The organism is Rhodococcus sp. NPDC056506, assembly GCF_042794945.1.
Classification (GTDB): domain Bacteria; phylum Actinomycetota; class Actinomycetes; order Mycobacteriales; family Mycobacteriaceae; genus Rhodococcus_F.
The window spans coordinates 15,077-40,030 of record NZ_JBHTSW010000006.1 but is presented as its reverse complement, the minus strand read 5'-3'; the positions used below and the strand labels follow the sequence as shown (position 1 = coordinate 40,030).

The 24,954-nt window shown below is 63.6% G+C and carries 21 protein-coding genes; 11 read left to right on the top strand and 10 right to left on the bottom strand.

The features are described 5' to 3' along the window. Positions 1–136: 136 nt before the first annotated feature. From ACFQ6H_RS07900 to ACFQ6H_RS07860, 9 genes are all read left to right on the top strand, one after another. The gene (locus ACFQ6H_RS07900) at positions 137–1,240 is read left to right on the top strand and encodes an NADH:flavin oxidoreductase/NADH oxidase (RefSeq protein ID WP_378645190.1); all 1,104 of its coding nucleotides are present in this window, start codon (positions 137–139) and stop codon (positions 1,238–1,240) included. A gap of 243 nt (positions 1,241–1,483) precedes the next feature. Further along, positions 1,484–2,926 carry an MFS transporter gene (locus ACFQ6H_RS07895; RefSeq protein WP_378447867.1) on the top strand — a complete coding sequence of 481 codons (1,443 nt, stop codon included), beginning with the start codon at positions 1,484–1,486 and terminating at the stop codon, positions 2,924–2,926. Continuing rightward, the gene (locus ACFQ6H_RS07890) at positions 2,923–3,789 is read left to right on the top strand and encodes a ribokinase (protein ID WP_378645187.1); all 867 of its coding nucleotides are present in this window, start codon (positions 2,923–2,925) and stop codon (positions 3,787–3,789) included. Before ACFQ6H_RS07895 ends, ACFQ6H_RS07890 begins: the two co-directional genes overlap by 4 nt. A 70-nt stretch (positions 3,790–3,859) precedes the next feature. Further along, positions 3,860–4,681 carry a MerR family transcriptional regulator gene (locus ACFQ6H_RS07885; RefSeq protein ID WP_378645184.1) on the top strand — a complete coding sequence of 274 codons (822 nt, stop codon included), beginning with the start codon at positions 3,860–3,862 and terminating at the stop codon, positions 4,679–4,681. 39 nt (positions 4,682–4,720) lie between these two features. Next, positions 4,721–6,820 (top strand): RecQ family ATP-dependent DNA helicase, encoded by a 2,100-nt coding sequence (locus ACFQ6H_RS07880; RefSeq protein ID WP_378538079.1) that lies wholly within the window; start codon positions 4,721–4,723, stop codon positions 6,818–6,820. Positions 6,821–6,980: 160 nt separating this feature from the next. Next, positions 6,981–7,496, top strand: coding sequence for a diaminobutyrate acetyltransferase (gene ectA, locus ACFQ6H_RS07875; RefSeq protein ID WP_003944572.1), 516 nt, complete (start codon positions 6,981–6,983; stop codon positions 7,494–7,496). A 48-nt stretch (positions 7,497–7,544) separates the two neighbouring features. Further along, positions 7,545–8,807 (top strand): diaminobutyrate--2-oxoglutarate transaminase, encoded by a 1,263-nt coding sequence (gene ectB / locus ACFQ6H_RS07870; RefSeq protein WP_378538076.1) that lies wholly within the window; start codon positions 7,545–7,547, stop codon positions 8,805–8,807. A 15-nt stretch (positions 8,808–8,822) separates the two neighbouring features. Next, the gene (locus ACFQ6H_RS07865; protein WP_378538074.1) at positions 8,823–9,221 is read left to right on the top strand and encodes an ectoine synthase; all 399 of its coding nucleotides are present in this window, start codon (positions 8,823–8,825) and stop codon (positions 9,219–9,221) included. Between the two features lie 9 nt (positions 9,222–9,230). After that, a complete protein-coding gene (locus tag ACFQ6H_RS07860; protein WP_214881327.1) occupies positions 9,231–10,163 on the top strand; it encodes a D-isomer specific 2-hydroxyacid dehydrogenase family protein in 933 nt (310 codons plus the stop codon). Between the two features lie 44 nt (positions 10,164–10,207). Here the strand turns inward: ACFQ6H_RS07860 and ACFQ6H_RS07855 are convergent, their stop codons facing one another. Next, on the bottom strand, positions 10,208–10,729 hold the full coding sequence (locus tag ACFQ6H_RS07855; protein WP_378645181.1) for a VOC family protein: 522 nt from the start codon (positions 10,727–10,729) through the stop codon (positions 10,208–10,210). A 50-nt stretch (positions 10,730–10,779) separates the two neighbouring features. On the opposite strand from ACFQ6H_RS07855, the gene ACFQ6H_RS07850 reads away from it, so the two are divergent. Then, positions 10,780–11,637, top strand: coding sequence for an NAD-dependent protein deacetylase (locus tag ACFQ6H_RS07850; RefSeq protein WP_378645178.1), 858 nt, complete (start codon positions 10,780–10,782; stop codon positions 11,635–11,637). Here the strand turns inward: ACFQ6H_RS07850 and proB are convergent. The 9 genes from proB to ACFQ6H_RS07805 form a co-directional block, all read right to left on the bottom strand. Continuing rightward, the gene (gene proB, locus ACFQ6H_RS07845; protein ID WP_378645176.1) at positions 11,610–12,713 is read right to left on the bottom strand and encodes a glutamate 5-kinase; all 1,104 of its coding nucleotides are present in this window, start codon (positions 12,711–12,713) and stop codon (positions 11,610–11,612) included. The two genes, ACFQ6H_RS07850 and proB, sit on opposite strands and share 28 nt — an antisense overlap. Positions 12,714–12,757: 44 nt before the next feature. Further along, a complete protein-coding gene (gene obgE / locus ACFQ6H_RS07840; protein WP_378447859.1) occupies positions 12,758–14,209 on the bottom strand; it encodes a GTPase ObgE in 1,452 nt (483 codons plus the stop codon). Between the two features lie 230 nt (positions 14,210–14,439). Further along, a complete protein-coding gene (gene rpmA / locus ACFQ6H_RS07835) occupies positions 14,440–14,709 on the bottom strand; it encodes a 50S ribosomal protein L27 (protein WP_003944532.1) in 270 nt (89 codons plus the stop codon). A 42-nt stretch (positions 14,710–14,751) separates the two neighbouring features. Further along, a complete protein-coding gene (rplU, locus tag ACFQ6H_RS07830) occupies positions 14,752–15,063 on the bottom strand; it encodes a 50S ribosomal protein L21 (protein WP_003944533.1) in 312 nt (103 codons plus the stop codon). A gap of 319 nt (positions 15,064–15,382) precedes the next feature. Then, on the bottom strand, positions 15,383–18,640 hold the full coding sequence (locus ACFQ6H_RS07825; protein WP_378645173.1) for a translation initiation factor IF-2 N-terminal domain-containing protein: 3,258 nt from the start codon (positions 18,638–18,640) through the stop codon (positions 15,383–15,385). A 428-nt stretch (positions 18,641–19,068) separates the two neighbouring features. Further along, entirely contained in the window at positions 19,069–19,488 is a 420-nt protein-coding gene (gene ndk / locus ACFQ6H_RS07820) for a nucleoside-diphosphate kinase (RefSeq protein ID WP_019749070.1), read from the bottom strand. Positions 19,489–19,506: 18 nt separating this feature from the next. Further along, positions 19,507–19,932 (bottom strand): DUF4233 domain-containing protein, encoded by a 426-nt coding sequence (locus ACFQ6H_RS07815; protein WP_378447857.1) that lies wholly within the window; start codon positions 19,930–19,932, stop codon positions 19,507–19,509. After that, positions 19,929–21,368 (bottom strand): bifunctional folylpolyglutamate synthase/dihydrofolate synthase, encoded by a 1,440-nt coding sequence (locus ACFQ6H_RS07810; protein WP_378538054.1) that lies wholly within the window; start codon positions 21,366–21,368, stop codon positions 19,929–19,931. Before ACFQ6H_RS07810 ends, ACFQ6H_RS07815 begins: the two co-directional genes overlap by 4 nt. Beyond that, positions 21,365–24,046: a valine--tRNA ligase gene (locus tag ACFQ6H_RS07805; RefSeq protein WP_378645171.1), complete on the bottom strand. Its 2,682-nt coding sequence runs from the start codon at positions 24,044–24,046 to the stop codon at positions 21,365–21,367. Before ACFQ6H_RS07805 ends, ACFQ6H_RS07810 begins: the two co-directional genes overlap by 4 nt. A 174-nt stretch (positions 24,047–24,220) precedes the next feature. Here ACFQ6H_RS07805 and ACFQ6H_RS07800 point away from each other — a divergent pair, with 174 nt between their 5' ends. Beyond that, positions 24,221–24,922 carry a hypothetical protein gene (locus ACFQ6H_RS07800; RefSeq protein WP_378645169.1) on the top strand — a complete coding sequence of 234 codons (702 nt, stop codon included), beginning with the start codon at positions 24,221–24,223 and terminating at the stop codon, positions 24,920–24,922. The last annotated feature ends 32 nt before the right edge of the window (positions 24,923–24,954 follow it).

The following is a 24,954-nucleotide window of genomic DNA, read 5'->3' as shown; positions in this document are numbered from 1 at the left end:
GGCGGAACAAGGCTGTGACCACCCGGGACCATTCCGGCGGACCGCCGGGGAACATTTCGGCGGACCGCCGGGGAACAATTCCGGCGCGCGACACTGTTGCACCCACCGACCTTCTTCTTCGAGTCAGGAGCCATCCGTGAGTGTGTTGTTCGAGCCTTTGACCCTGCGCGGCGTCACCATCCCGAACCGCGTCTGGATGGCACCGATGTGCCAGTACTCGGCTGACGTCATCGGCGACCAGGTCGGAGTGCCCAACGAGTGGCATCGCACGCACTTGGTGAGCCGTGCGATCGGCGGCACCGGCCTGATTCTCACCGAGGCGACGGCCGTCAATCCCGAGGGCCGCATATCGGCAGCTGATCTGGGGATCTGGAACGACACGCAGGCGCAAGCCTTCGCCGAGATCAACGCGCAACTCGCGTACTTCGGCGCAGTGCCCGGAATTCAGCTGGCGCACGCCGGACGCAAAGCGTCGACGCAGGTTCCGTGGCGCGGAGGCAAGAGCCTGCCGGCCGACGACCGTCTCTCCTGGCAGACAGTGGCTCCCAGCGCGGTTCCGTTCGGTCATCTCGCCGATCCGGTCGAGCTCACCACCGAGGGCATCGAACAGGTCGTCGCGGACTTCGCAGCGGCGGCAACCCGTGCATTGAAGGCCGAATTCAAGGTCGTGGAAATTCACGCGGCTCACGGATACCTGATCCATCAGTTCCTCTCCCCCGAGAGCAACAAGCGAACGGACCGCTACGGCGGCAGCTTCGAGAACCGCATTCGGTTGCTCCTGGAAATCCTGAGCGCAGTCCGCGAGGTGTGGCCGGCCGAGTTGCCGCTCTTCGTCCGGGTCTCGGCGACGGATTGGCTGACGGAAGAGCGCGGACTGGAGGTCGACAGCTGGACCGCCGATCAGACCGTTGCCCTCGCCAACATCCTCTCCGACTACGGAGTCGATCTCGTCGACGTCTCCACCGGCGGTAATTCACCGGCGGCGCAGATTCCGGTGGAACCGGGATATCAGGTTCCGTTCGCCCGTCGCCTGCAGAACGAGAGCCTGCTACCGGCCGCCGCCGTGGGCCTCATCACCGAACCCGAACAAGCCGAGAAGATCGTCGAGGACGGTAGCGCCGTGGCGGTGCTCCTCGGCCGCGAGCTGCTGCGTGATCCCTACTGGGCGCGCCGGGCGGCCCGGGAACTGAACGCCGAGGTAGGACCACATATCCCGTCGCAGTACGCGCGCGCCTTCTAGCCCGAAAATCGGCTCCCGCGCACAACTTTGATAGCGTAAGCGTCTTACTTGCCGGTAGTCCGGAGCCCTGTGGGCTCCGGACACTGCCGCGGGCCAGAGCCGTGCGACGGGGGTCGCAACGAGCCACAGGGCACGCGGACGCTCGATTTCCCGACCGGCTCATCGGCGAGTGGGCAACGAAAAGATGCGTGCATCAGGTACGTGCCCCGCTCGGTTCGATGATTGCGCTGGGGAGCGCATGTCATGACTACACCAGAGAACTCGATCAGCGCTCTCGAAGTGGCCGAATCACCCGATGTCTGCGTCACCGACAATGCGTCCGTCAAGCGCGCTGTCAAGGCGACGATGCTCGGAAATGCCATGGAGTGGTTCGATTTCGGCGTTTACGCATATCTAGCAACCACTATCGGAAAAGTGTTCTTCCCGGACGCGAGCGGCAGCGCTCAACTCCTCTCTACCTTTGCAATTTTTGCGGCAGCCTTCATCGTCCGCCCACTCGGCGGATTGTTCTTCGGTCCACTCGGTGACCGCATCGGACGCAAGAAAGTCCTGGCCACCACCATCATTCTGATGGCGGGCAGCACCTTCGCCATCGGCCTCATCCCGAGCTACGAATCCATCGGTATCGCCGCCCCGATCCTGCTGGTACTCCTACGCCTACTGCAGGGCTTTTCCACCGGCGGCGAATACGGCGGGGCCAGTACGTTCGTCGCCGAATACGCACCGGACAAGCGGCGCGGCTTCTTCGCCAGCTTCCTCGAATTCGGCACCCTGGCAGGATATGTGGCGGCAGCGGGCATCGTCACGATCATCCAGACCGTCGTCAGCGCCGAGGACCTCCTCCAGTGGGGCTGGCGCATCCCCTTCCTCATTGCCGGACCGCTGGGTCTCATCGGTCTGTACCTCCGCCTGCGCTTGGAAGAAACCCCCGCGTTCCAGATGATGGAGCAGGCCGAAGAGCGCTCCCTCGCAGACGAATCCACCGGCAAGAAACTGCGCGAAACTCTCGTCGACAACTGGCGACCGCTCGTCCTGTGCATCGTTCTCGTGGCGACGTACAACATCGCTCACTACGGCCTGCTCAGCTACATGCCGACGTACCTGACCAACACGTTGGGTTACGACGAATCCCACGGACTCATCCTGATGATCATCGTCATGATCGTGATGATGATGGGAATCAGCTACGTCGGAAAGTTCTCGGACCGAGTCGGGCGTAAACCATTGTTGCTCAGCGGTTTCATCGGATTCTTCCTCCTTTCCCTGCCCGCATACCTGTTGATCGGCGTCGGCAATTACGTGACGGTCTTCCTGGGACTCGCAATTCTCGGCGGATTGCTCCTGCTGTTCGTCGGAGTCTTCCCGTCCGTGCTGCCCGCACTGTTCCCGACCGGAATCAGGTACGGCGGCTTGGCAATCGGATACAACCTCGCGGTCTCCATCTTCGGCGGAACCACTCCCCTGGTGCTCACCGCCCTCGAAAGTGCAACGGGCAGCAACCTGGTCGCGCCGATGTACATGATGATCGCCGCAGTGATCGGTGGTATCGCGGTACTGCTCATCCCCGAGACTGCACGCAAGCCACTCGACGGTTCGCCGCCCTCCGTCGCCACCGACGAGGAGGCACGTCGGATCATCCGCAAGGTTCGTCGAAAGAGAATGAAGGCCGATAACCTCGAGGTATGAGCACGCCTCGAATCGTCGTCGTCGGCAGTATCAACATGGACCTCGCCACCTCAGTGTCCAGATTTCCCGCTCCGGGAGAAACACTGCTCGGCACTGCCTTTGCCACAACCGCGGGAGGCAAAGGCAGTAATCAGGCCATCGCCGCCGCGAAGGCAGGAGGCGATGTGTCGTTCGTCGGAGCGGTCGGCGACGACGGTTTCGGTACCCAGTTGCGAGACACGCTTGAAGACGCCGGCGTCGACACCGCATTGCTTCGTAGTGTCGACGGCCCGAGTGGCGTTGCCGCCATCACCGTGAGCGAGGACGCGGAGAACAACATCATCGTCGTCCCGGGCGCCAATTCCTCGGTCACCTCGTTGTCCGAAGGAGACCTCGACGCGATCGCACACGCCGACGTTCTCCTGTGCCAACTCGAAATACCCCTCGACACGGTCACCGCAGCGGCCCGGCACGCGCATGCCAACGGAACAACCGTCATCCTCAATCCTTCGCCGGTACAAGCCCTTCCGGGCGCCCTGATCGAGTCTGTCGATATCCTGATCGTCAACCAGACCGAGTCGGAGCAGTTGGCCGCGGCCACCGGCCGCGTCCGATACCTCGTCACGACGCTCGGGGCGGGCGGCGCGGATCTCAGGTCGGGCGAGAAGACAATCCACGCCGACTCCCCGGCCGTGACACCCGTGGATACAACCGGCGCAGGTGATGCCTTCACCGGCGCCTTCGCCGTGGAGTGGGTGCAGGACCAGGAACGCGCCCTGCAGTTCGCTGCCACGGCGGGAAGCCTGGCGACGACGGTTCGCGGTGCCTCGGTGTCGTCACCCGCTCGCGCTGCGATCGAGAAAGTGCTGAAGCGTCAGGCTTGACTCTGACACCGTGTGAGGTCGTAAACCTGTAGGTGTCGGGTTTGTTGAGAGAGAAACGGGGCGAGCAACCATGTTGAGCATCGGAGACTTCGCGAGAGCAGGTCGTGTGTCGGTGCGCATGCTCCGCCACTACGACGCCATCGGCCTGCTCACACCCGCGAGGGTCGACGCATCCAGCGGGTATCGCTCGTACACCGCGGGCCAGTTGGCGCTGCTCAACCGCATCGTCGCTCTCAAGGAGTTGGGCCTGACCCTGGCTCAGGTCCAGCAAGTGGTGGAGTCGGCGGTCACCGTCGACGGGATCCGCGGGATGCTCACGCTTCGCCGCGCAGAACTCGAAACCCGAATCCAGGAAGACACCGCGCGACTGGCGCACGTACAGGCGCGCCTACGCATCATCGAAAGTGAGGGACAGATGTCCGCATACGAGGTTGTGATCAAGTCCGTTCCGGCGCTGCGGGTCGCGGAGTTGACCGGTACCGCCAAGACGATGGATCCGTCGTCGATCGGACCGGTGGTTCGCGGGTTGTACGAGCGCCTTTGTACCGGTTTGGATCGTGCCGGTATCGCCGCGATCGGACCCGCTGTCGCCTACTACGAGGATTCCGGTGACGACGAGAACGTCGTCGTCCATGCGGCGCTACCGGTCGACGCGGATCCCGATGGCGACTACGAGTTCGCTGTGGTGGACCTGCGGGCCGAAGAGCACGTGGCCTCGCTGCTACACAAGGGTTCGATGGACAACTGCCTGCCCGCTTATCAGGCGTTGGCTCAATGGATCGACGCAGCGGGATACCGCAATGCCGGCCCCAGCCGTGAGGTGACGCTGGCGTGCCCGGAGGATGTCGACGGCTGGGTCACCGAGCTGCAGGAACCTGTTGCCAAGGCCTGAAGCCCGCACGTGTCGGCAGGGTCGTGCACCATGGGGTCCATGACCACCGCCACTGCCCCAGCCATGCGCGACGAAGCCGAGCGGCTGCTCCGCGAACTCGCGGGGCCGGATGCCCGCCTACGGGAGGACCAGTGGACGGCCATCGAGGCGCTGGTGGTGCAGCGCAAGCGCGCGCTTGTCGTGCAGCGGACCGGTTGGGGCAAGTCGGCGGTCTACTTCATCTCGGCGAAGCTGCTCCGGGCAACAGGCCACGGCCCCACGGTCATCGTCTCTCCGTTGTTGGCCCTGATGCGAAACCAGGTCAGTTCTGCCGAGCGTGCCGGGGTGCGAGCCGCAACCATCAACTCGGGCAATGTCACCGAGTGGGACGACATCCACGCCCGCGTCGCAGCCAACGATCTCGACGTACTGCTGGTCAGCCCCGAGCGCCTCAACAACCCCGACTTCCGCGATCAGGTCCTTCCGTCCCTGGCAGCTGACGCCGGCTTGGTAGTGGTCGACGAGGCTCACTGTGTTTCCGACTGGGGACACGACTTCCGTCCCGACTATCGGCGCATCAGGACGTTGATCGCCGAACTCGGCGAAGGCATTCCCGTCCTCGCGACCACGGCTACGGCCAACAACCGCGTCGTCGAGGACGTGTCCGCCCAACTCGGCGTCGGCGGCGAGGAAACGCTCGTACTTCGTGGCGGGCTGGAACGCGAGTCACTTCACCTTTCCGTGGTTCACATTCCCGAGGCGACGGCGCGCGCTGCCTGGCTCGCCGACATGCTCGAGACGCTGCCGGGATCGGGCATCATCTACACGCTGACGGTCTCGGCCGCACGCGACCTCGCAAGCCTGCTCTCCGAACGCGGGCATACCGTCGCCGCCTACACGGGCCAGACCGATCCCACCGAACGTGAATCCCTCGAGCAGGACTTGTTGGGCAATCGTGTCAAGGCTCTGGTGGCCACCTCGGCCCTCGGGATGGGCTTCGACAAGCCTGATCTCGGGTTCGTCGTCCACCTCGGCGCACCGTCGTCGCCGATCTCGTACTACCAGCAGGTGGGCCGCGCCGGTCGTTCCACCGACAGGGCCGACGTGATCCTGCTGCCGGGCGCCGAGGACAAGCAGATCTGGAGCTACTTCGCCTCGGTCGCCTTCCCCCGCGAGCATCTCGTCCGCAGCGTCATCGAGCACCTCGACACCGAAAAGGCCACGTCGACACCAGCACTCGAACCTCTGGTGGAGCTCAATAGAACGCGTCTCGAGATGGTCCTCAAAGTCCTCGACGTCGACGGCGCCGTCAAACGCGTCAAGGGCGGCTGGATCAGCACCGGCGAACCTTGGGTGTACGACGCCGAGCGCTACGGCCGACTCGACGACGCTCGCCAGGCCGAGCAGGCCGCAATGGTCGAGTACCAGAGCATCACGACGTGTCGAATGACCTTCCTGCGTGAACAACTCGACGATCCGGGCCTGACCTCGGAGAACTCACAGTGCGGTCGTTGTGACAACTGCACGGGCGATCGCTACGACACCACTGTCGACACCGCCGCCCTCGACGAGACTCGGGCGCGCTTGCAGCGCCCCGGATTCGACCTGGAGCCGCGCAAGATGTGGCCGACCGGCCTGAGCAAGCTGGGCGTCAAGCTGTCCGGGAAGATCACCGAGGGCCCGGAAACCGGGCGCATTCTCGGACGGATGTCGGACCTGGGCTGGGGCCAACGTCTCCGCGCACTTTTCGACGGTCCCGACGCAGAGGTACCCGATGCTGTGGTCAGCGCGTGTATCAGCGTTTTGGCGGCCTGGAATTGGGCCGAGCGCCCCACCGGTGTCATGGCCCTCGAATCCACGACGCATCCGTTACTGGTGTCGAGCCTGGCTGCCAAGCTGGCCGAGGTCGGGCGATTGACCGACCTGGGCACCCTTCGCTTGCGCCCCGACCACCCTCCGGTTTCGGCAGCGAACTCCGCCTATCGCGTGTCCGGACTGGTCGATGTTTGGGAAGTCCCGGACATGAGCATCCACCAGGGACCAATACTTCTTGTCGACGCAATCGCCGATACCGGTTGGACTTTCACGATGGCCGCACGCGCACTTCGACAGGCTGGTGCTCACTCTGTACTTCCGTTGGCGCTCGCGAGCCCGAAATAGCGAGTTTTTGCCCGAAATAGTCGCTCCGACAACGGCAAAAGTTACATAATGTGAGCACCATCACATTCATGTCCTCACCTGGGGCGCAACGGGTTCCACACGGCCCGAAACGGACATCTGCATGACTTCGACAGCAATGATTGTTACGTTCAGATGACCGATGAAGCCTGTTGATACGAGAGCTATCCCGACCACCGCGCCGGACGCGGTGTTGTTCAGAAGCCCACAGATCGATGACGGAGTCCGGCTCTGGGAGATCGCACGTGATTCGAAGGTGCTCGACCTCAATTCGAGTTATGCATACCTGTTGTGGTGCAGGGATTTCAGCGCGACGTCCATCGTCGCAGAGGTAGACGGCCGCGTAGTCGGATTCGTTTCCGGTTATACCCGTCCCAGCGCGCAGGAAACCCTGTTCGTGTGGCAAGTGGCGGTCGACGAAGACCAGCGCGGCAAGGCAATTGCTGCCCGCATGCTGTCCGACTTGATGGATCGCACTGCCCCACTGGGTGTTACACATCTGGAGACGACGATCAGCCCCGACAACGAGGCTTCGATCGCACTCTTCACCGCGCTCGCACGCCGACGCGAAGTACCGATAACCAGGCAGACCTTGTTCTCGCCCAACGATTTTCCCGATGGACACGAAGCCGAAGATCTTTACACGATCGGCGCCTAGCGCACTTCGCGCTCGGCATACAGCATGCCCCGGAGGAACAAAGAAGATATGAATATCAACGAAGCAAGCATTTTCGAAACCCTCGAGTCCGAGGTTCGCAGCTACTGCCGTGACTGGCCCGCAGTGTTCACCAGCGCATCCGGATCCTGGATTCGTGACGAGAACGGACGCGACTACCTCGATTTCTTCGCCGGCGCCGGCGCACTCAACTACGGTCACAACAACCCGGTGCTCAAATCCGCACTGGTCGACTACATCATGAACGACGGCATCACGCACGGCCTCGACATGTCCACTGTCGCCAAACGCGAATTCCTCGAGACCTTTCAGCGCAACATCCTCGAGCCACGCGGCCTGGACTACAAGGTCCAGTTCCCCGGCCCGACCGGCTCGAACACCGTCGAGGCTGCATTGAAGCTGGCTCGCAAGGTCACCGGACGTTCGGCAGTCATCAACTTCACCAACGCATTTCACGGAATGACACTTGGTGCACTCTCCGTGACCGGTAACTCGATGAAGCGCGCGGGCGCCGGTGTCCCCCTCGTGCACACGACACCGATGCCCTTCGACAACTACTTCGACGGCGTCACCGAGGACTTCCAGTGGTTCTCCCGCGTTCTCGATGATTCCGGCAGTGGTATCAACCGCCCCGCGGCAGTGATCGTCGAAACCGTGCAGGGTGAAGGTGGCGTCAATGTCGCTCGCCCCGAATGGCTTCGGGCGCTGGCAACACTGTGCTCGGATCGCGGAATCCTGTTGATCGTCGACGACGTGCAGATGGGTTGCGGCCGTACCGGCCCGTTCTTCTCCTTCGAAGAGGCCGGAATCGTTCCCGACATCGTCACACTGTCCAAGTCGATCAGCGGCTACGGAATGCCCATGGCGCTCACGCTGTTCAAGCGTGAACTCGACGTCTGGGGACCGGGCGAGCACAACGGCACCTTCCGTGGCAACAACCCGGCGTTCGTCACCTCCAAGGTGGCACTCGACCACTACTGGTCCGACGACGCACTGACCAAGACAACGCTGAAGAAGGGCGCACGCATCAGCGAATGCTTCGCCAATCTCTCCGATCAGTTCCCCGGCGAGGTCTCTCACCGCGGACGCGGCCTGGTCCAGGGCCTGGTCTTCGACCAGCCGGAGCGCGCCGGAAAGGTCTGCCAGCTGGCATTCGACGAGGGATTGCTCGCCGAGACCTCCGGACCCTCCGACCAGGTTGTGAAACTGCTTCCCGCACTGACGATTACCGACGACGAGCTCGAGCACGGCCTCTCCATCCTGGCCGAGGCGACACTCAAGGTCTGCAGCTAGAGGAAGGACTCTCCCATGATCGTTCGCACCACCACCGAGATCACCGACACCGACCGCGACATCACGAGCGAGGACGGGAACTGGCGCAGCAAGCGCATCGTCCTCGGCGGCGACCGCGTCGGGTTCTCGTTCCACGAGACCACCATCAAGGCGGGTTCGGTCAACGAGTTCCATTACGCCAACCACGTCGAGGCTGTCTGGCTCGTCGAGGGCACCGGCAAGCTGATCGACCTCGACAACGACAAGGAATACGATCTCGCACCGGGGTCGATGTACCTGCTCAACGGCCATGAGCGTCATCGCGTCGAGCCCGACACGCAGATGCGCATGCTGTGCGTGTTCAATCCGCCGGTCACCGGGCGTGAGGTACACGACGAGAACGGTGTCTACCCACTGGTGGAGGTCCCCGCGTAGCGTCTAGTCATGGCGACTGACACCTCTCCACGCGTAGCGATCGGCCCCGTCCCCGATGCACTGCTCGACAGCGCGGTGCTTCGGGGCGGTGGTCTGATCAGTCCGATCGACACTGCCGACGCCCTGATCTGGGCGGGCTCACCCGAAACATTTCCGTCGGAGTTACCGGCGTCGGTCAGGTGGGTGCAGCTTCCGTCCGCGGGAATCGAGGATTGGTTCGACTCCGGTGTGATTCCGAAGGACACAGATATTACGTGGACCTCGGCGGCCGGTGCATTTTCGGCGTCGGTGGCCGAGCATGCGCTCATGCTTCTCTTGGCCGGAGTTCGTCACTTGCCTGCACACATCGAAGCTCGAACGTGGCGTCAGTTCGAGTTCTTTCCCAAGATCGGCACCCTTCGTGGTTCGACGGTTGCGATCATCGGCGCAGGCGGTATCGGCCGCGCGCTGATTCCGATGCTGGCCGCGCAGGGGGCGGACAGCCTCGCAGTCAATCGTTCCGGTAGCCCGGTCCCCGGGGCGATCTCGACGTACCCCGCATCCAGAATGGATGAAATCTATTCTCGCGCAGATCACTTCGTGATTGCTGCGCCCGCCACCCCGGCCACCCGTCACCTCGTGGGCCGTGCGCAGTTGGCGGCGATGCAACCCCATTCCTGGGTGATCAATGTCGCGCGCGGATCACTGGTCGACACCGATGCGTTGGTCGAGGCGATCGAGTCCGAACAGATCGGCGGCGCCGGTCTCGACGTCACCGATCCTGAACCTCTCCCGGACGGTCACCCTCTGTGGGATCTGACGAATGCGATCATCACACCCCACGATTCCAATCCGCCAGGCGTTCGCCCCGCCGCGTTCGCGGATCACGTCTCCAAGAACGTGACCCGCTTCGCGAAGGGCGAGGCGCTGGCTGCCCTCGTGGACCCGGTTGCCGGATACTGAGCACGCCGCCGAAGCCCGAATGATCCGGCGAAAGCTGTCGGAAGTTACTGTGTCGACTCCCTATCCGGGAAGAAAAGTGCCCGCGCCCGGCGAGCGACTTCCTCGGCAGGTACGTCCTCGACCTTCGTGCATACTGCCCACCTGTGGCCGAACGGATCGAGAAACACCCCATGCCGGTCGCCCGAAAACGTATCGGCCACAGCCGTGACCAGCGTGCCTCCCTCGGCGACGGCCCGAGCGACAAACTCGTCCGTGTCCTCGGTGTAGACGACGATCGACGAATGCACCCAGCCGTCCTGCGGTGATTTGAGACCGAAGTCCGGCATCTCCTGCGAAAGCTGCAGCATCGAATCGCCGATCCGGATCTCCGCATGCATGAGTGAGCCGTCAGGTGCGTTCATCGCATCGATTATCTCAGCTCCAAGTCCTCGCTTGTAGTAGTCGAGTGCGGCATGGCCATCCGGCACCGCAAGGTAGGGAGTGATCGTGCGGTAGCCAGCAGGGATTGGGTTCACTGTGTTCATGGGTACGAGTATTGGCGATCGCACACGTGTTCTATTGAACATTTCGGACTTCCTCCGCGCCTCCGTCTCGCACACGCGCCTATCCTGGAACGGTGCCTACCGACAACAGCCGCCTCGACGCCCTTCCCGAGCTCCTGGCCGGCCGTCGCCTGGCAGTTCTCACGGGCGCCGGCATCTCCACCGACTCCGGAATCCCGGATTACCGAGGACCCGATTCACCCCCGCGCAATCCGATGACGTTCCAGCAGTTCATCGGCGATCCGGCGTTTCGGCGGCACTATTGGGCGCGCAACCACATCGGCTGGCGATACATGGACAGCTCCCGCCCCAACCAGGGCCACCGGGCCGTCGCAGCACTCGAGCGAACCGGGCGAGCAGTCGGCGTGATCACCCAGAACGTCGACCTCCTGCACACCAAGGCCGGCGCGCGAAACGTCATCGACCTCCACGGCACCTACGCGCAGGTTCGATGCCTGAGCTGCCAGCGGCTGATCTCCCGCACCACTCTCGCGGAGAGACTGGAAGAAGCCAATCCCGGATTCGCCGAAACGGTCGCTGCTGCAACAGGAGTCGAGATCGCACCCGACGCAGATGCCGTGATCGAATCTACCGCACACTTTCGCGTCGTGGATTGCGCCGTGTGCGGTGGGCTACTCAAACCAGACATCGTCTACTTCGGCGAATCCGTCCCCAAGGAACGCGTGGCCCGGGCGTACAGCCTTGTCGACCAAGCCGACGCACTGTTGGTAGCCGGGTCGTCGTTGACCGTGATGTCCGGCCTACGTTTCGTCCGGCATGCCGCCAAGACCGGGAAGCCGATCGCCATCGTCAATCGTGGCACGACTCGCGGAGACGAATTCGCCGACCTCAAGCTCGAAGCCGGTTGTGCTGAAGCACTTTCCGCCCTGGTCGATCACGACAGTTACAGCGCCACCAAGTCGTCCGCGTGAACCACGGGACGCTGCATGTCAGCCGGTAGATCGGTGGTGGAGCGCCCCAGGATCTCCTCGATCTCCGTAGCGTCGAATGCGACGACACCCCGGGCGACGGGCTTCTCCCCCGGCCCCATCAGGGACACGACGTCGCCGGCGTGGAAGTCACCGGATACACCGACAATGCCCGCGGACAGCAGGCTTCGACGCTTGGACACGACCGCGCGAACGGCGCCTTCGTCGAGGTGAAGGTCGCCCTGTGTGTCGGCGGCGTGACGGACCCAGAATCGGCGAGCCGACAATCGCGTCGGCCGCGGAGCAAAAGCGGTTCCGACATCGGCACCACTGAGTGCTCGAGCGGCGTCCGAGGCTGCGGCCAGCAGAACCGGCACTCCGGAATCAGCGGCCAGGCGTGCTGCTGAGAGCTTCGACGCCATGCCTCCGGTACCGAGAGCCCCACCCGAACCGGCAACCACACCGTCGAGATCCTCGGGACTGTTGACCTCAGGAATCAGTGTGGCATCGCCCTTTCGGGGATCACCGTCGTAGAGACCGTCGACATCCGACAACAGGATCAACGCGTCGGCACCGACCAGATGCGCAACCAGAGCAGCCAGCCGATCGTTATCACCGAACCGAAGTTCGGTGGTGGCGACAGTGTCGTTCTCGTTCACGATTGCCACCGCGTGCAACGCCCGCAGACGATCGAGCGTCCGTTGAGCGTTCCGGTGCTGCGTCCGTCGAGCGATGTCATCCGCAGTGAGAAGGACCTGCCCGACGGTGCGCTCGTAACGGGCGAACGACGTACCCCAGGCGTGAGCCAGCGCCAACTGTCCGACGCTGGCCGCAGCCTGCTTGGTTGCGAGATCCCGCGGACGCTTGGTCAGTCCCAGCGGCGCCAATCCAGCGCCGACGGCACCGGACGAGACGACGACAACATCGGAACCCGCACGCATGCGAGCCTCGATGGCATCGGCCAACAGATCGAGTCGGTGAGTATCGAGTCCCGCCACCAGACTGGTGAGCGCAGACGACCCGATCTTCACGACGATACTGTGAGCCGACGCTATCGACTCCCTGGTGGACCCGAGCACAGTCCCGTTCCCTCTCTTCGGTTTTCGTCCTGAAATCGCGTGGGTCAGGCGTCTTCGTCGAGCAGGCCGCGGCGGACACGACGCGCATGCTTGCGCTCGTCGGCGCCGATCCGCTCCACCTGATCGAGACGCGGATCGGTTCCACGGCCCGTGCGGGTCAGATCGATACCGGCCGGCGTCATCGGCTCCCACTCGAAGCTCACGTCACCGATGGTGACGGAAGCCCCTGGCTGAGCGCCCTTCTTGACCAATGCGTCCTCGACACCCAATCGAGCAAGACGGTCGGCGAGGTAGCCCACCGCTTCGTCGTTGTCGAAGGCGGTCTGACGAATCCACCGCTCCGGGCGGGTGCCGCGGACGACGAACCCACCGGGAATATCGGGATCCTTCTCGATGGTGAAGCTGGAATCCTTGACCTTGACCGGGCGAATGACCTGACGCTTCGGCTCGGGCTTCGGATGAGCTTCGCGGTAGTCACGGACCATCTTCGCCAGCGCGAATGTCAACGGTCGCAGGCCTTCTCGGCTCACTGCCGAGATGGTGAAGACCGGCCATCCGCGGGCTTCGATCTCAGGCGTGACCATTTCGGCCAACTCGGCTGCCTCGGGCACGTCGGTCTTGTTGAGGATGACGACCCGCGGACGCTTGTCGAGGTCACCGAGTCCCGAGTCGCCGGAGAGCGCAGGCGTGTATGCAGCCAGCTCTGCTTCCAAGGCGTCGATGTCGGAGATCGGGTCGCGTCCCGGATCGAGAGTGGCGCAGTCGATCACGTGCGCCAACACGGCGCATCGTTCGATATGGCGCAGGAAGTCCAGGCCCAATCCGCGGCCTTCGCTGGCGCCGGGGATCAGCCCGGGCACGTCGGCGACGGTGAAGGTTGTGTCACCGCTCGAGACGACGCCGAGATTGGGGACCAGAGTGGTGAAGGGGTAGTCGGCGATCTTCGGCTTGGCCGCGGAGAGAACGGACACCAGTGAAGATTTACCGGCAGAGGGGAATCCGAGCAGACCGACGTCGGCTACCGACTTGAGTTCGAGAACCAGGTCACGCTCGACACCGTCCTCACCGAGGAGTGCGAAACCGGGAGCCTTGCGGGCCTTCGACGCCAGCGCTGCGTTACCGAGTCCGCCGCGGCCGCCCTGAGCAGCGTCGAAGCGCGAACCGACACCCACGAGGTCGGCAAGCACGTTGCCGTCGGCATCGAGAACCACAGTTCCATCCGGAACCTTGAGGATGAGGTCTTCACCGTTTGCACCCTCGCGGTTGCTGCCGGCGCCCTGCTTGCCGTTGGTCGCCTTCGCGTTGGGATGGAAGTGAAAGTCGAGGAGGGTGTGGATGTTCTCGTCGACCACGAGGATGACGTCGCCACCGCGACCTCCGTTGGCACCGTCCGGACCGCCGAGCGGTTTGAACTTCTCGCGGTGTACGGAGGCGCAACCATTGCCGCCTTTTCCAGCGCTGACGTGCAGCACAACACGGTCAATGAATCGGGACATGACTGCCGGATCCTTCCTCAGTCAATTGCGGGTCTCACGCGATGAGCTGAACTTCTGGTGAGCAGGGTTGCTCGGGGTAAACAGGTACTGCTTAAACAAACGATAGGGGCGGACCGGGTTATTTCAACCCTGGTCCGCCCCTATCGGGAGCTTGGAACGCGTCACTCTCTTACCGAAAGCAGAACCGGCTTACCGAAGTAGAACCGATGACGCACAACTAGCGAGAAAGACTAGACCTCAGCCGCAACGACGGCCGGAACGATGTTCACGGTCTTGCGTCCACGCTTCTGGCCGAACTCGACTGCACCGGCAGCGAGAGCGAACAGGGTGTCGTCGCCGCCACGGCCGACGTTGACGCCGGGGTGGAAGTGCGTGCCGCGCTGGCGAACCAGGATTTCGCCTGCGCTGACCGACTGGCCGCCGAAGCGCTTCACGCCGAGGCGCTGGGCGTTTGAATCGCGACCGTTACGGGAGCTGGATGCACCCTTCTTATGTGCCATGCTATTGACCCTCCTCGGGTGAAATTAGCTAGAAAGAACTGGTTACTTGATGCCCGTGACCTTGAGCACCGTGATCGGCTGCCTGTGGCCCTGACGCTTGTGGTAACCGGTCTTGTTCTTGAACTTGTGGATGCGGATCTTCGGGCCCTTGGTGTGCTCGACGATCTCACTGGTGACTGCGACCTTGGCCAGCTTGGCCGCGTCGGTGGTCAGGTCGGATCCGTCGACCACGAGAACGGGAGCAAGCGAGACAGCAGTGCCGGGCTCACCCTCGATCTTCTCGACCTTGACGAGGTCACCAACAGCGACCTTGTACTGCTTTCCGCCGGTCTTGACGATCGCGTACGTTGCCATCGGAGGGCTACCCCTTGCTTCTTCGAACTTGCTCGCGCTGCTGCCTGAGGCTTCAAATGCATCGCGACTGGTCTGGTTTATGTCACCTCGGCTCGGTACTGACGTACCAGGACATTCACGCGCACTCTAGGCACACGGAATCTCTACCGCCGGGTGGCGACCCTCCAAGGTTACGGGAAAGCAACCGTCAGGGTCAAACCGCCCCGCCGAGGGGTGGTGCTCACTACTCTGTACTGCTTCTACCAGCTGAAACTTCGGATAACGGTTGGATGTCCTCGCTCATCGCGAAGTCATCCAACCGACCGAAAGCCAGTAGTTCTTACTCTCCGTCTACCGGAGGACCTGCGGGACGTGCTGCTGCACGCCTGCGACGGGGTCGCTTGACGACGACAACTTCTTCCTCAGCCGGAACTTCGGTGGCCGGAGCCGGAATGTTTTCCACGACCGGTTCTGCCACGGGTTCCGGAGTCGGAATCACGAAGACCGTACCCACCTCGGGAGCTGCCTCGGCAACCGGTGCCGACGCTGCCCGCGACGCCCGGCGACTACGCCGACGACCGCGCGGAGCTGCTTCGGTCGAAGCTGCCGCCGACTCGTTGTCCACTGCGGATACTTCTTCCGCAGCAGAGTCCACAACAGGAACGTCAGGGCGCTCAGTAGCAGCAGGAGTATCGATCGGCCGATCCTGTTGCCGATCGGCACTTTTGGATGCATCATCCCCCGAAGACGTACCGGTGGAATCAGACTCGATCGAGTCGGCCGCGATGGTCTCGTCGTCGTCGTGGTGGTGCGAGGCCATCGCCAATGCCACCGGATGAGCCCGCTTGACGGTCGCGTCGACAGCCGGAACCTCCGGCGCCGGAGCTTCCTGTCCGTTGGACTCGGTCGAAGCCGACTTGTCTGAGCGGCCACGCTTGTTCTTGCGCGAGGTACCGGAATCACTGCGCTGCGAGCCCGAACGCGATCCGCCGTCGTCCGAGGACTTCACCTCGACGGGCTCGGAGTGCACGATGATGCCGCGGCCGTGGCAGTGCTCACAGGTAGTCGAGAAGGCCTCGACCAATCCGGTGCCCAACTTCTTGCGCGTCATCTGCACGAGTCCGAGTGACGTGACCTCCGACACCTGATGGCGCGTGCGATCGCGACCCAGGCATTCGGTGAGTCGACGCAGGACCAGGTCCCGGTTCGATTCGAGGACCATGTCGATGAAGTCGACGACGATCATTCCGCCGATGTCCCGCAGGCGCATCTGGCGAACGATCTCCTCGGCAGCTTCGAGGTTGTTGCGGGTGACGGTCTCTTCGAGGTTTCCGCCGGCTCCGGTGAACTTGCCGGTGTTGACGTCGACGACGGTCATGGCCTCGGTGCGGTCGATCACCAGGGTGCCGCCGGACGGCAGCCACACCTTGCGATCGAGTGCCTTTGCCAACTGCTCGTCGATACGGCGAGCCGCGAAGACGTCGATTCCGTTGTTCGGCGTGTACTTCTCGAGCCGAGGAAGCAGGTCGGGAGCGACGGAGTTGATGTAGTTCTCGACCGTCGTGTGCGCCTTCTCGCCCTCGATGACCAGCTTGGAGAAGTCCTCGTTGAACAGATCACGAATGACCTTGACCAGCATGTCCGGCTCTTCGTACAGCGCCTGCGGGTTGCCCGACTTGCCGGCGTCCGCAGCGGCGGCCTGCTCCTCGATGCCGGCCCACTGCGCCTGCAGACGAGTCACGTCGCGCGCCAACTCTTCTTCGCTGACACCCTCGGACGCCGTGCGAATGATCACGCCGGCGTCGGCGGGAACGATGTCGCGCAGGATTTCCTTGAGACGCTTGCGCTCGGTGTCCGGGAGCTTGCGGCTGATACCCGTGGACGTGCCGCCGGGCACGTAGACGAGGAAACGACCGGCAAGCGAAATCTGTGTGGTCAGTCGCGCGCCCTTGTGCCCAACCGGATCCTTGCTGACCTGAACGAGCACCTGATCGCCAGGCTTGAGAGCCTGCTCGATCTTGCGCGAGTTACCACCGAGACCGGCTGCCTCCCAGTTGACCTCACCGGCGTAGAGCACGCCGTTGCGGCCACGCCCGATGTCGATGAACGCAGCTTCCATGCTGGGGAGCACGTTCTGGACGCGTCCGAGGTAGACGTTGCCGACCATCGATGCGGAAGCCGAGTTGGTGACGAAGTGCTCGACCAGGACGCCGTCTTCGAGGACTGCTACCTGTGTAGTCGCGTGCGGCTGACCGCTGTCTGCTCGATCGCGCACAACCATGACGCGGTCGACGGCTTCACGACGGGCAAGGAATTCCGACTCGGTCAGAATCGGCGGGCGACGACGGCCGGCGTCACGACCGTCGCGGCGACGCTGACGCTTCGCTTCCAGACGCGTCGAGCCACTGATGCCCTGGACCTCGTCCTTGACGCGGGTCTTGTTGCGCGGTTCGCGCTCGTGAACGACGGTGTTCGGCGGATCGTCCTCGGACGTCGCAGTCGCGTCGGTGGCGGCATCGGTGCCGGTCTTACGACGGCGACGGCGACGGCGGCGACGGCTCGATCCGTCAGCATCGAGGTCGGAATCGTCGGCGTTCTCGGATTCTGCATCCGCGTCGGACTCGGTCTTGTTTCCGGATTCTCCGCCGGAAGCATCTTCGGTTTGCTTTTCGACCGACTCGGGGGCAGTTTCCTGCTCCGCTTCGGTGGTCGTCTCCGACTCTTCGTCCGAGCCTTGATCGCTACCTTGCTCGCCGCCCTGTTCGCCACCCTGTTCTCCGCGGCCACGGCCACGTCCACGGCGTCCACGACGACGGCGACGCGGCTGATCGTCGTCCTCGTCCTCGGACTCGGCGCTCTCACCCTCGGTTTGCGGGGCGGTCACAGCCGGCTCTTCGACGGCTGGAACTACAACCGGCGAGACCTCGGGTGCGACTGTTTCGGTTTCCGCAGTTGCCTGCTTCTCTTCGACTACCGCCGGTGCGGCGGGTTCACGGCGGGCGCGACGGCGACGCGGGGCCACCTCGGCTGCCTCGAGATCCGGCTGCAGGAACAGCGGAACCTGCGGCGCGGCGGGAGCCACCTCGGGCTGATGGGTCTGCGGCGCCTCGAAGGAAGTGAACAGATCGGACTGCTCGGCTTCCTTGCTCTGCAGCGCAGCAGCGGCGTCGAGTCCAGCGCTGATCTCGGCGACAGCCGGATCCACCGCTTCTTCTGCTGCCGGTTCTTCGACAACTACTGCCTTTTTACGGGTTCGACGAGCCCTCACCGGCTTCTCGGCTGGAATCTCCGCAGCAGGCTGCTCGGCCGGAGTTTCCGCAGCAGGCGCTTCGACAACCGGGTCGATGAGGGTGTCGAGCTCAGCGACGACCGGCTCGATGGCCTCGGCCGCGGAGGTCAACGAAGCGTGAATCCGCTGAGCGACGTCACGTTGGAGACTCGACTGCGCACTGCGCAATTCGGTACCGAGCGCTGCAGCTTCGGCAAGGACCTGCTTGCTGGTGACACCGAGCAGCTTCGCCAGCGCGTGTACGCGCATCTTGTCGGGGAATTCCGGGGTGGTGCTGGAATCTGATTCGGTTGGGGATTGATCGGCCACGTAAGTCTCCTCAGCCCCCGGGCGCGTCCAACCCAGAAGTCGAGTTGTCACGCGGCCACGCGGGAGCGTGCTGTGTGTACTCGCACCCAGAAGTGAGTACGAGATTGTAAGGTCTCGCTCCGCATGGTCCGCAGTGCCCGTTATTCACTGCGAGCACATGAAGTGCCTGGCTGGATGGCCGTTGTCCTGTGCGCGAGCGCCTGATCATCCAGCGTGCAGAGGTCCAGGGATTTCCTGTTGACCTGGAGCAGCGATGAAAGGGCATCGAACCTAGGTGTCATCCGGTTGAACGTGCGTAAAACAAATTGCGGTTCAACTGAAAGCAGTATCCCACACCAACGCGCCTGCAACTGCAAAGGGCGCACCGATGTGGGATACGTGCCGAGAATTCGCTGTGGAGATGTGGGCCGAAGGCCCGGATAGAAGATTCAGATGGACGACAGCGCGGGGAACCACAGAGCGATTTCACGCTCTGCCGACTCCACGGAATCGCTGCCGTGAACGAGGTTCTGCTGCGCTTCGAGTCCGAAGTCGCCGCGGATCGTGCCCGGAAGAGCCTTGTCGACCGGGTCGGTTCCGCCGGCCAACTGACGGAAAGCAGCGATGGCGCGGGGGCCTTCGAGCACTGCGGCCACCAGCGGACCGGAGGTGATGAACTCCAACAAGCTCGGGTAGAACGGGCGCTCGGCGTGCTCTGCGTAGTGGCTACCAGCCACCTCTTCGGAAGCTACGCGGAGCTCGAGTGCTGCAATTGTCAGGCCTTTGCGCTCGATACGGCTGAGGATTTCTCCTACGTATCCACGGGCAACGGCGTCGGGCTTGATCAGTACGAGGGTGCGCTCAGTCACAGCGGACAGCCTAAATGGTCAGTCCCGCTGGCCGGGAAGCAGGCCCTTGTCCATCCGGCGCTTGATGTCTCTCTGCAGGTAGACGAGGTATCCCCAGACGATCCCGAAGGTGATGGCCACACCCACGATCGACGGGTGGACGAAGAAACCGAACAGAAGAATCACCTGCAGTGCGACGTTGAACCCCATCGCCCACGGCTTTCCCTGGACTCCGGCTCCCAGAATCATCAGTACCGCCAAGCCGATGATGAATCCGGCCGAGAGCGCGGTGAGGCCACCGCCGACGACCGCAACGACCGGCAAAGCCAGCAGCACGACTATCGCCTCGAGGATCAGAGTTCCGGCCATCACTCCGCGGAAACTCTTCCACGGGTCCTTGGTCGGAGGCCCGAACTCACCGGCAGTGTCGCCGGACTCGGGATTGGATTCTGACGGGGTGCTCACGCGGGGTCCTTTCCGAACAGCGTGCGGGCGGCGCCTGCGGTCACGACGGATCCCGTCACCACGACACCTGCCCCCGATACGGCTTCACCGGGTTCGGCGACCTGCTCGGCGATTTCGATCGCGACTTCCAAGGCGTCGGCAAGCACCGGTGCGACGACGACGCGCTCGTCGCCGAACTTTGCGACGGCAATGTTGGCCAGTTCCTCGACGTCCATCGCCCGGGGTGATCCGTTGTGGGTGACGACGATCTCGTCGAAGACGGATTCGAATGCGGTCAAGATTGCGTCGACGTCCTTGTCCGCCATGACGCTGACCACTCCCACGAGCTTGCGGAAGTCGAACTCCGCGGCCAGTGCGGCGGCGAGGGCGCGGGCACCGTCAGGATTGTGGGCGGCGTCGAGAAATACGGTCGGCGCGCTCCGAACACGTTCGAGGCGACCAGGATTGACGATCGAGGCGAAACCGTTGCGGATTGCATCCTGATCGAGTTGTCGATCCGGACCGGCACCGAAGAACGCTTCGACAGCCGCGAGCGCGAGAGCCGCGTTGCGCGCCTGATGCTCGCCGTGCAGCGGGAGGAAGATGTCGGTGTACACACCGCTCAAACCCTGGAGTTCGAGCTGCTGTCCGCCCACCGCGATCTGGCGAGCAAGCACCTTGAACTCCGAGCCTTCGCGAGCTACCGCAGCTTCGACCTCGACTGCTCGCCGCAGCAGTACCTCCATGACTTCGGGAGTCTGCTCGGCGATGATCGCGACAGTGTCCACCGGAACCAGGTCCTCGCGGCCCTTCTTGATGATTCCGGCCTTCTCCTCCGCGATCCCGGCCAGGTCGGTACCCAGATACTCGGCGTGATCGAGACTGATCGGGGTGATCACCGCGACCTGTCCGTCGATCACGTTGGTGGCGTCCCAGCGTCCGCCGAGGCCGACCTCGACCACGGCGACGTCGACCGGTGCCTCAGCGAATGCCGCATAGGCCATCGCGGTGAGCACTTCGAACTTGCTCATCGCCGGTCCCCCGGCTTCCTTGGACTGTGCGTCGATCATCTGCACGTACGGTTCGATCTCGCGGAACGTGTCCACGTAGAGCCGCGGTGAGATCGGATGACCGTCGATGCTGATCCGCTCGGTCGCGATCTGCAGATGAGGGCTGGTGGTTCGGCCGGTACGACGATGCAGAGCGCTCATCAAAGAGTCGATCATGCGCGTCACCGACGTCTTGCCGTTAGTCCCTGTCACGTGCACCGATGGATAGTTGTGCTGCGGCGAGCCCAGCACGTCCATCAGCGCCTCGATACGGGTCAGTGACGGCTCGATCTTGGTCTCGGGCCAACGCTTGTCGAGTTCGGCCTCGACCAGCGCCAGCTCGGCGATGTCGACCGGAGTCGGAACCGAACTCTGAGCGTCGAACTGGGACGGCTCGTACGAACTCACTTGTCGGCCAACTCCTTCAGACGTCCTGTGATGCGCTCGATCTCTTCGACGGCGATCTGGCGACGGTTCTTGATCTTGTCGACGACGGCGTCGGGCGCCTTCGCCAAGAAGGCCTCGTTCGCAAGCTTGTTGTCGGCGGTGACGAGTTCCTTCTGCGCTGCCGCGAGGTCCTTTTCGAGCCGCTTCTTCTCGGCACCGAGGTCGATGGTGCCCGAGGTGTCGATGTCGACCGTGACGGTGCCCTGGCTCAGACGCACCTCGACGGAGATCGATGCGGTGAATCCCTCTTCGGGTTCGGTCAGCTTGGCCAGCGCTGCCACGTAGGCGAACTGGCCGTCCATACCGGCCTCCGAAAGCCCTGACGCACGCGCTGGGACCTTCTGGGAAGGCTTGAGCCCCTGATCGTTTCGGAAACGTCGCACCTCGGTGATCAGTTTCTGGGTGTCTTCGATCCGGGTGGCGGCCGCAGTGTCGACTGCGACCCCGGACAGCGTCGGCCAATCGGCGACGACGACGGATTCGCCTCCGGTGAGCACCTTCCAGAGGGTTTCGGTCACGAACGGGATGACCGGGTGCAGGAGGCGGAGCAGTGCATCGAGAACGTTGCCGAGCACTGCGCGGGTGTTCGCGGCGACGGCCTCGTCGTCGGCGAACTGCACCTTGGCGAGTTCGAGGTACCAGTCACAGACCTCGTCCCACGCGAAGTGGAACAGGCCTTCGCATGCCTTGCTGAACTCGTAGCGATCGAAAGCGGCATCCGCCTCGGCCTGGACCGTGTCGAGACGGTCGAGGATCCAGCGGTCGGCGTCGGTCAGTTCGCTTCGAGCGGGCAGCGGCGCCGGAGCGGCGCCGTTCATCAGCGCGAACTTGGTCGCGTTGAACAACTTGGTCGCGAAGTTGCGTGAGGACTGCGCCGAATCCTCACCGACGGACAGGTCACTGCCCGGGTTGGCCCCGCGTGCGAGTGTGAATCGCAGGGCGTCGGCGCCGAAACGATCCACCCAGTCGAGTGGGTCGATACCGTTGCCACGAGACTTCGACATTTTCTTGCCGAACTGATCGCGAACCAGTCCGTGCAGGAACACGTCCTTGAACGGCATCTGCGCGCCGGACTTACCCGGACCGGCGGTGATCGACTCGTCCTCGGACACATACGTGCCGAACATCATCATGCGGGCGACCCAGAAGAACAGGATGTCGTAGCCGGTGACGAGAACGCTGGTGGGATAGAACTTTTCGAGTTCGGGGGTCTTGTCGGGCCAACCCATCGTCGAGAAGGGCCACAGTCCGGAGGAGAACCAGGTGTCGAGGACGTCGGGATCCTGGACCCAGCCTTCCGGTGCCGCTTCGTCGGGACCGAAGCACGCAACTTCGCCCTCGGGGCCGTACCAGACCGGGATGCGGTGTCCCCACCAGAGCTGACGGGAAATGCACCAGTCGTGCATGTTGTCGACCCAGTCGAACCAGCGTGGTTCCTGACTTGCCGGGTGAATGACGGTGTCGCCGTTGCGAACCGCGTCGCCAGCGGCCTTGGCCAGGGTTTCGACCTTGACCCACCACTGCAGCGACAGGCGCGGCTCGATAGCTTCACCACTGCGCTCGGAGTGTCCGACGCTGTGCAGGTACGGGCGCTTCTCGGCTACGACGCGTCCCTGCTCGGCGAGGGCTTCGCGAACCTTGACGCGAGCCTCGAAGCGGTCCATACCGTCGAATTCGGTTCCCGTGTCGGCAATCTTGCCGGTCTTGTCCATGATGGTGGGCATCGGCAGGTTGTGCCGCAGGCCCATCTCGAAGTCGTTGGGATCGTGAGCCGGCGTGATCTTCACTGCGCCGGTTCCGAACTCGGGATCGACGTAGTCGTCCGCGATGATCGGGATCTGACGCCCGGTGAACGGATGATCGAGAGTTGTGCCGATGAGATGCTTGTAGCGCTCGTCTTCGGGATGGACAGCCACTGCGGTATCACCGAGCATCGTCTCGACACGGGTGGTCGCGACGATGACGTGCGGCTCGTTGTCGTCGAGCGAGCCGTAGCGAAGGGAGACCAGCTCACCCTCGACGTCCTCGAACTTCACCTCGATGTCGGAGATCGCGGTCTGCAACACCGGCGACCAGTTCACGAGACGCTCGGCGCGGTAGATCAGGCCTTCGTCGAACATGCGCTTGAAGACGGTCTGGACGGCGCGCGAGAGGCCCTCGTCCATCGTGAAACGATCGCGGCTCCAGTCGACGCCGTCACCGATGCGCCGCATCTGGCCACCGATGGTTCCACCGGATTCGCGCTTCCAGTCCCAGACCTTGTCGATGAACAGCTCGCGGCCGAAATCTTCCTTGGTCTTGCCGTCGGCAGCGAGTTGCTTCTCGACGACGGACTGCGTGGCGATTCCGGCGTGGTCCATGCCCGGCAGCCACAGAACCTCGTAGCCCTGCATCCGCTTGCGGCGGCTGAGCACGTCCATGAGTGTGTGATCGAGGGCATGACCCATGTGCAGGCTGCCGGTGACGTTCGGGGGCGGCAGCACGATGGAGTAGCCGGGCTTGTCGCTGGTCGCGTCGGCCTGGAAGTACCCGGCGTCTACCCAGCCTCGATACAGATCGGCCTCTACCGCGCTGGGGTCCCAGCTCTTGGGTAGGGCGTCGGCGGGGGTCTGGGGGTTCTCTGGAGCTGCACTGGTCACCACTTGATCCTAATGACTCCCCCGTCGTGAACGAATTCGCCCGTCAGGCGTCGCGGTGGCCACGAACGACGGTCCCCGCAGTCCGGGGGTCAGCCGAACAAACGATATTCACCGATCCGCTCCGCTGACAGGATCGCTCTGAAGGACGACCGACCAACGACCTGTGGAGCAAATATGTTGAACAACTGGAGTTCTCGCCGTCCCGGCGTTCGAACCTTGGCGGCTGCCGCGACGATCGGAGCGGCGGTTGCCCTGGTGCTTCCGGCGACTGCGTCCGCTGCACCCGGCATCGAAGGAAGCGTGCAGGGAAGCGTCGACAGTGGCAGCGCCACGATCAACGGAAGCGTGGGCGACCTGGGGAACGACATCGCGAACGGCATCGCCAGCGGCAGCGTGGGCGACATCGTCGGCGGAATCGCCACGGGGAACGTGAACGACATCATCGGCGGCCGGTCCGCAGGCTCGACCAGCGCCACGGACATCGTCAACGGCCTGGCCAGCGGCAATGTCAGGGACATTCTCAGTGGGCTGGCCAGCGGCAGTGGCGGCGGTGGATCGTTTGCACCGACGCAGCGGTGTGACGCCTCGACGGTCTCCGGCGGCGCAGGAATCACCAGCACCAAGCACGAGCTCGGCCACGGCGGCCCGACGTCGTTCGTACTCGGCTACGAGACCGAGGACATCCCGGATCTGATCGAGGTGTACTACGAAGGACGATTGATCCACAGCACCGGATACATCGGCGACGACATCAACGAGGGAACCGGTTCGGCGGTCGTCAACGTGCCCGCCGGCGGGGCCTCGTCCGTCCTGGTCCGTGTTACCGGCCCCGACCACACCGAGTGGGCGTACACCGTTCGCTGCCCCGGCGCCTGATTCCGGTCCGGATCCGCGCGAAGAAGATCGTG

Bases quoted from the DNA above. Each gene is read 5' to 3' on its own strand.
- ectB (WP_378538076.1), top strand. From the start codon at position 7,545: ATGAATATCAACGAAGCAAGCATTTTCGAAACCCTCGAGTCCGAGGTT.
- obgE (WP_378447859.1), bottom strand. From the start codon at position 14,209: ATGTCCCGATTCATTGACCGTGTTGTGCTGCACGTCAGCGCTGGAAAA.
- ACFQ6H_RS07860 (WP_214881327.1), top strand. From the start codon at position 9,231: ATGGCGACTGACACCTCTCCACGCGTAGCGATCGGCCCCGTCCCCGAT.
- ACFQ6H_RS07895 (WP_378447867.1), top strand. From the start codon at position 1,484: ATGACTACACCAGAGAACTCGATCAGCGCTCTCGAAGTGGCCGAATCA.
- ACFQ6H_RS07800 (WP_378645169.1), top strand. From the start codon at position 24,221: ATGTTGAACAACTGGAGTTCTCGCCGTCCCGGCGTTCGAACCTTGGCG.
- ACFQ6H_RS07885 (WP_378645184.1), top strand. From the start codon at position 3,860: ATGTTGAGCATCGGAGACTTCGCGAGAGCAGGTCGTGTGTCGGTGCGC.
- rplU (WP_003944533.1), bottom strand. From the start codon at position 15,063: ATGGCAACGTACGCGATCGTCAAGACCGGCGGAAAGCAGTACAAGGTC.
- ACFQ6H_RS07880 (WP_378538079.1), top strand. From the start codon at position 4,721: ATGACCACCGCCACTGCCCCAGCCATGCGCGACGAAGCCGAGCGGCTG.
- ACFQ6H_RS07865 (WP_378538074.1), top strand. From the start codon at position 8,823: ATGATCGTTCGCACCACCACCGAGATCACCGACACCGACCGCGACATC.
- ACFQ6H_RS07890 (WP_378645187.1), top strand. From the start codon at position 2,923: ATGAGCACGCCTCGAATCGTCGTCGTCGGCAGTATCAACATGGACCTC.
- ACFQ6H_RS07855 (WP_378645181.1), bottom strand. From the start codon at position 10,729: ATGTTCAATAGAACACGTGTGCGATCGCCAATACTCGTACCCATGAAC.
- rpmA (WP_003944532.1), bottom strand. From the start codon at position 14,709: ATGGCACATAAGAAGGGTGCATCCAGCTCCCGTAACGGTCGCGATTCA.
- ectA (WP_003944572.1), top strand. From the start codon at position 6,981: ATGAAGCCTGTTGATACGAGAGCTATCCCGACCACCGCGCCGGACGCG.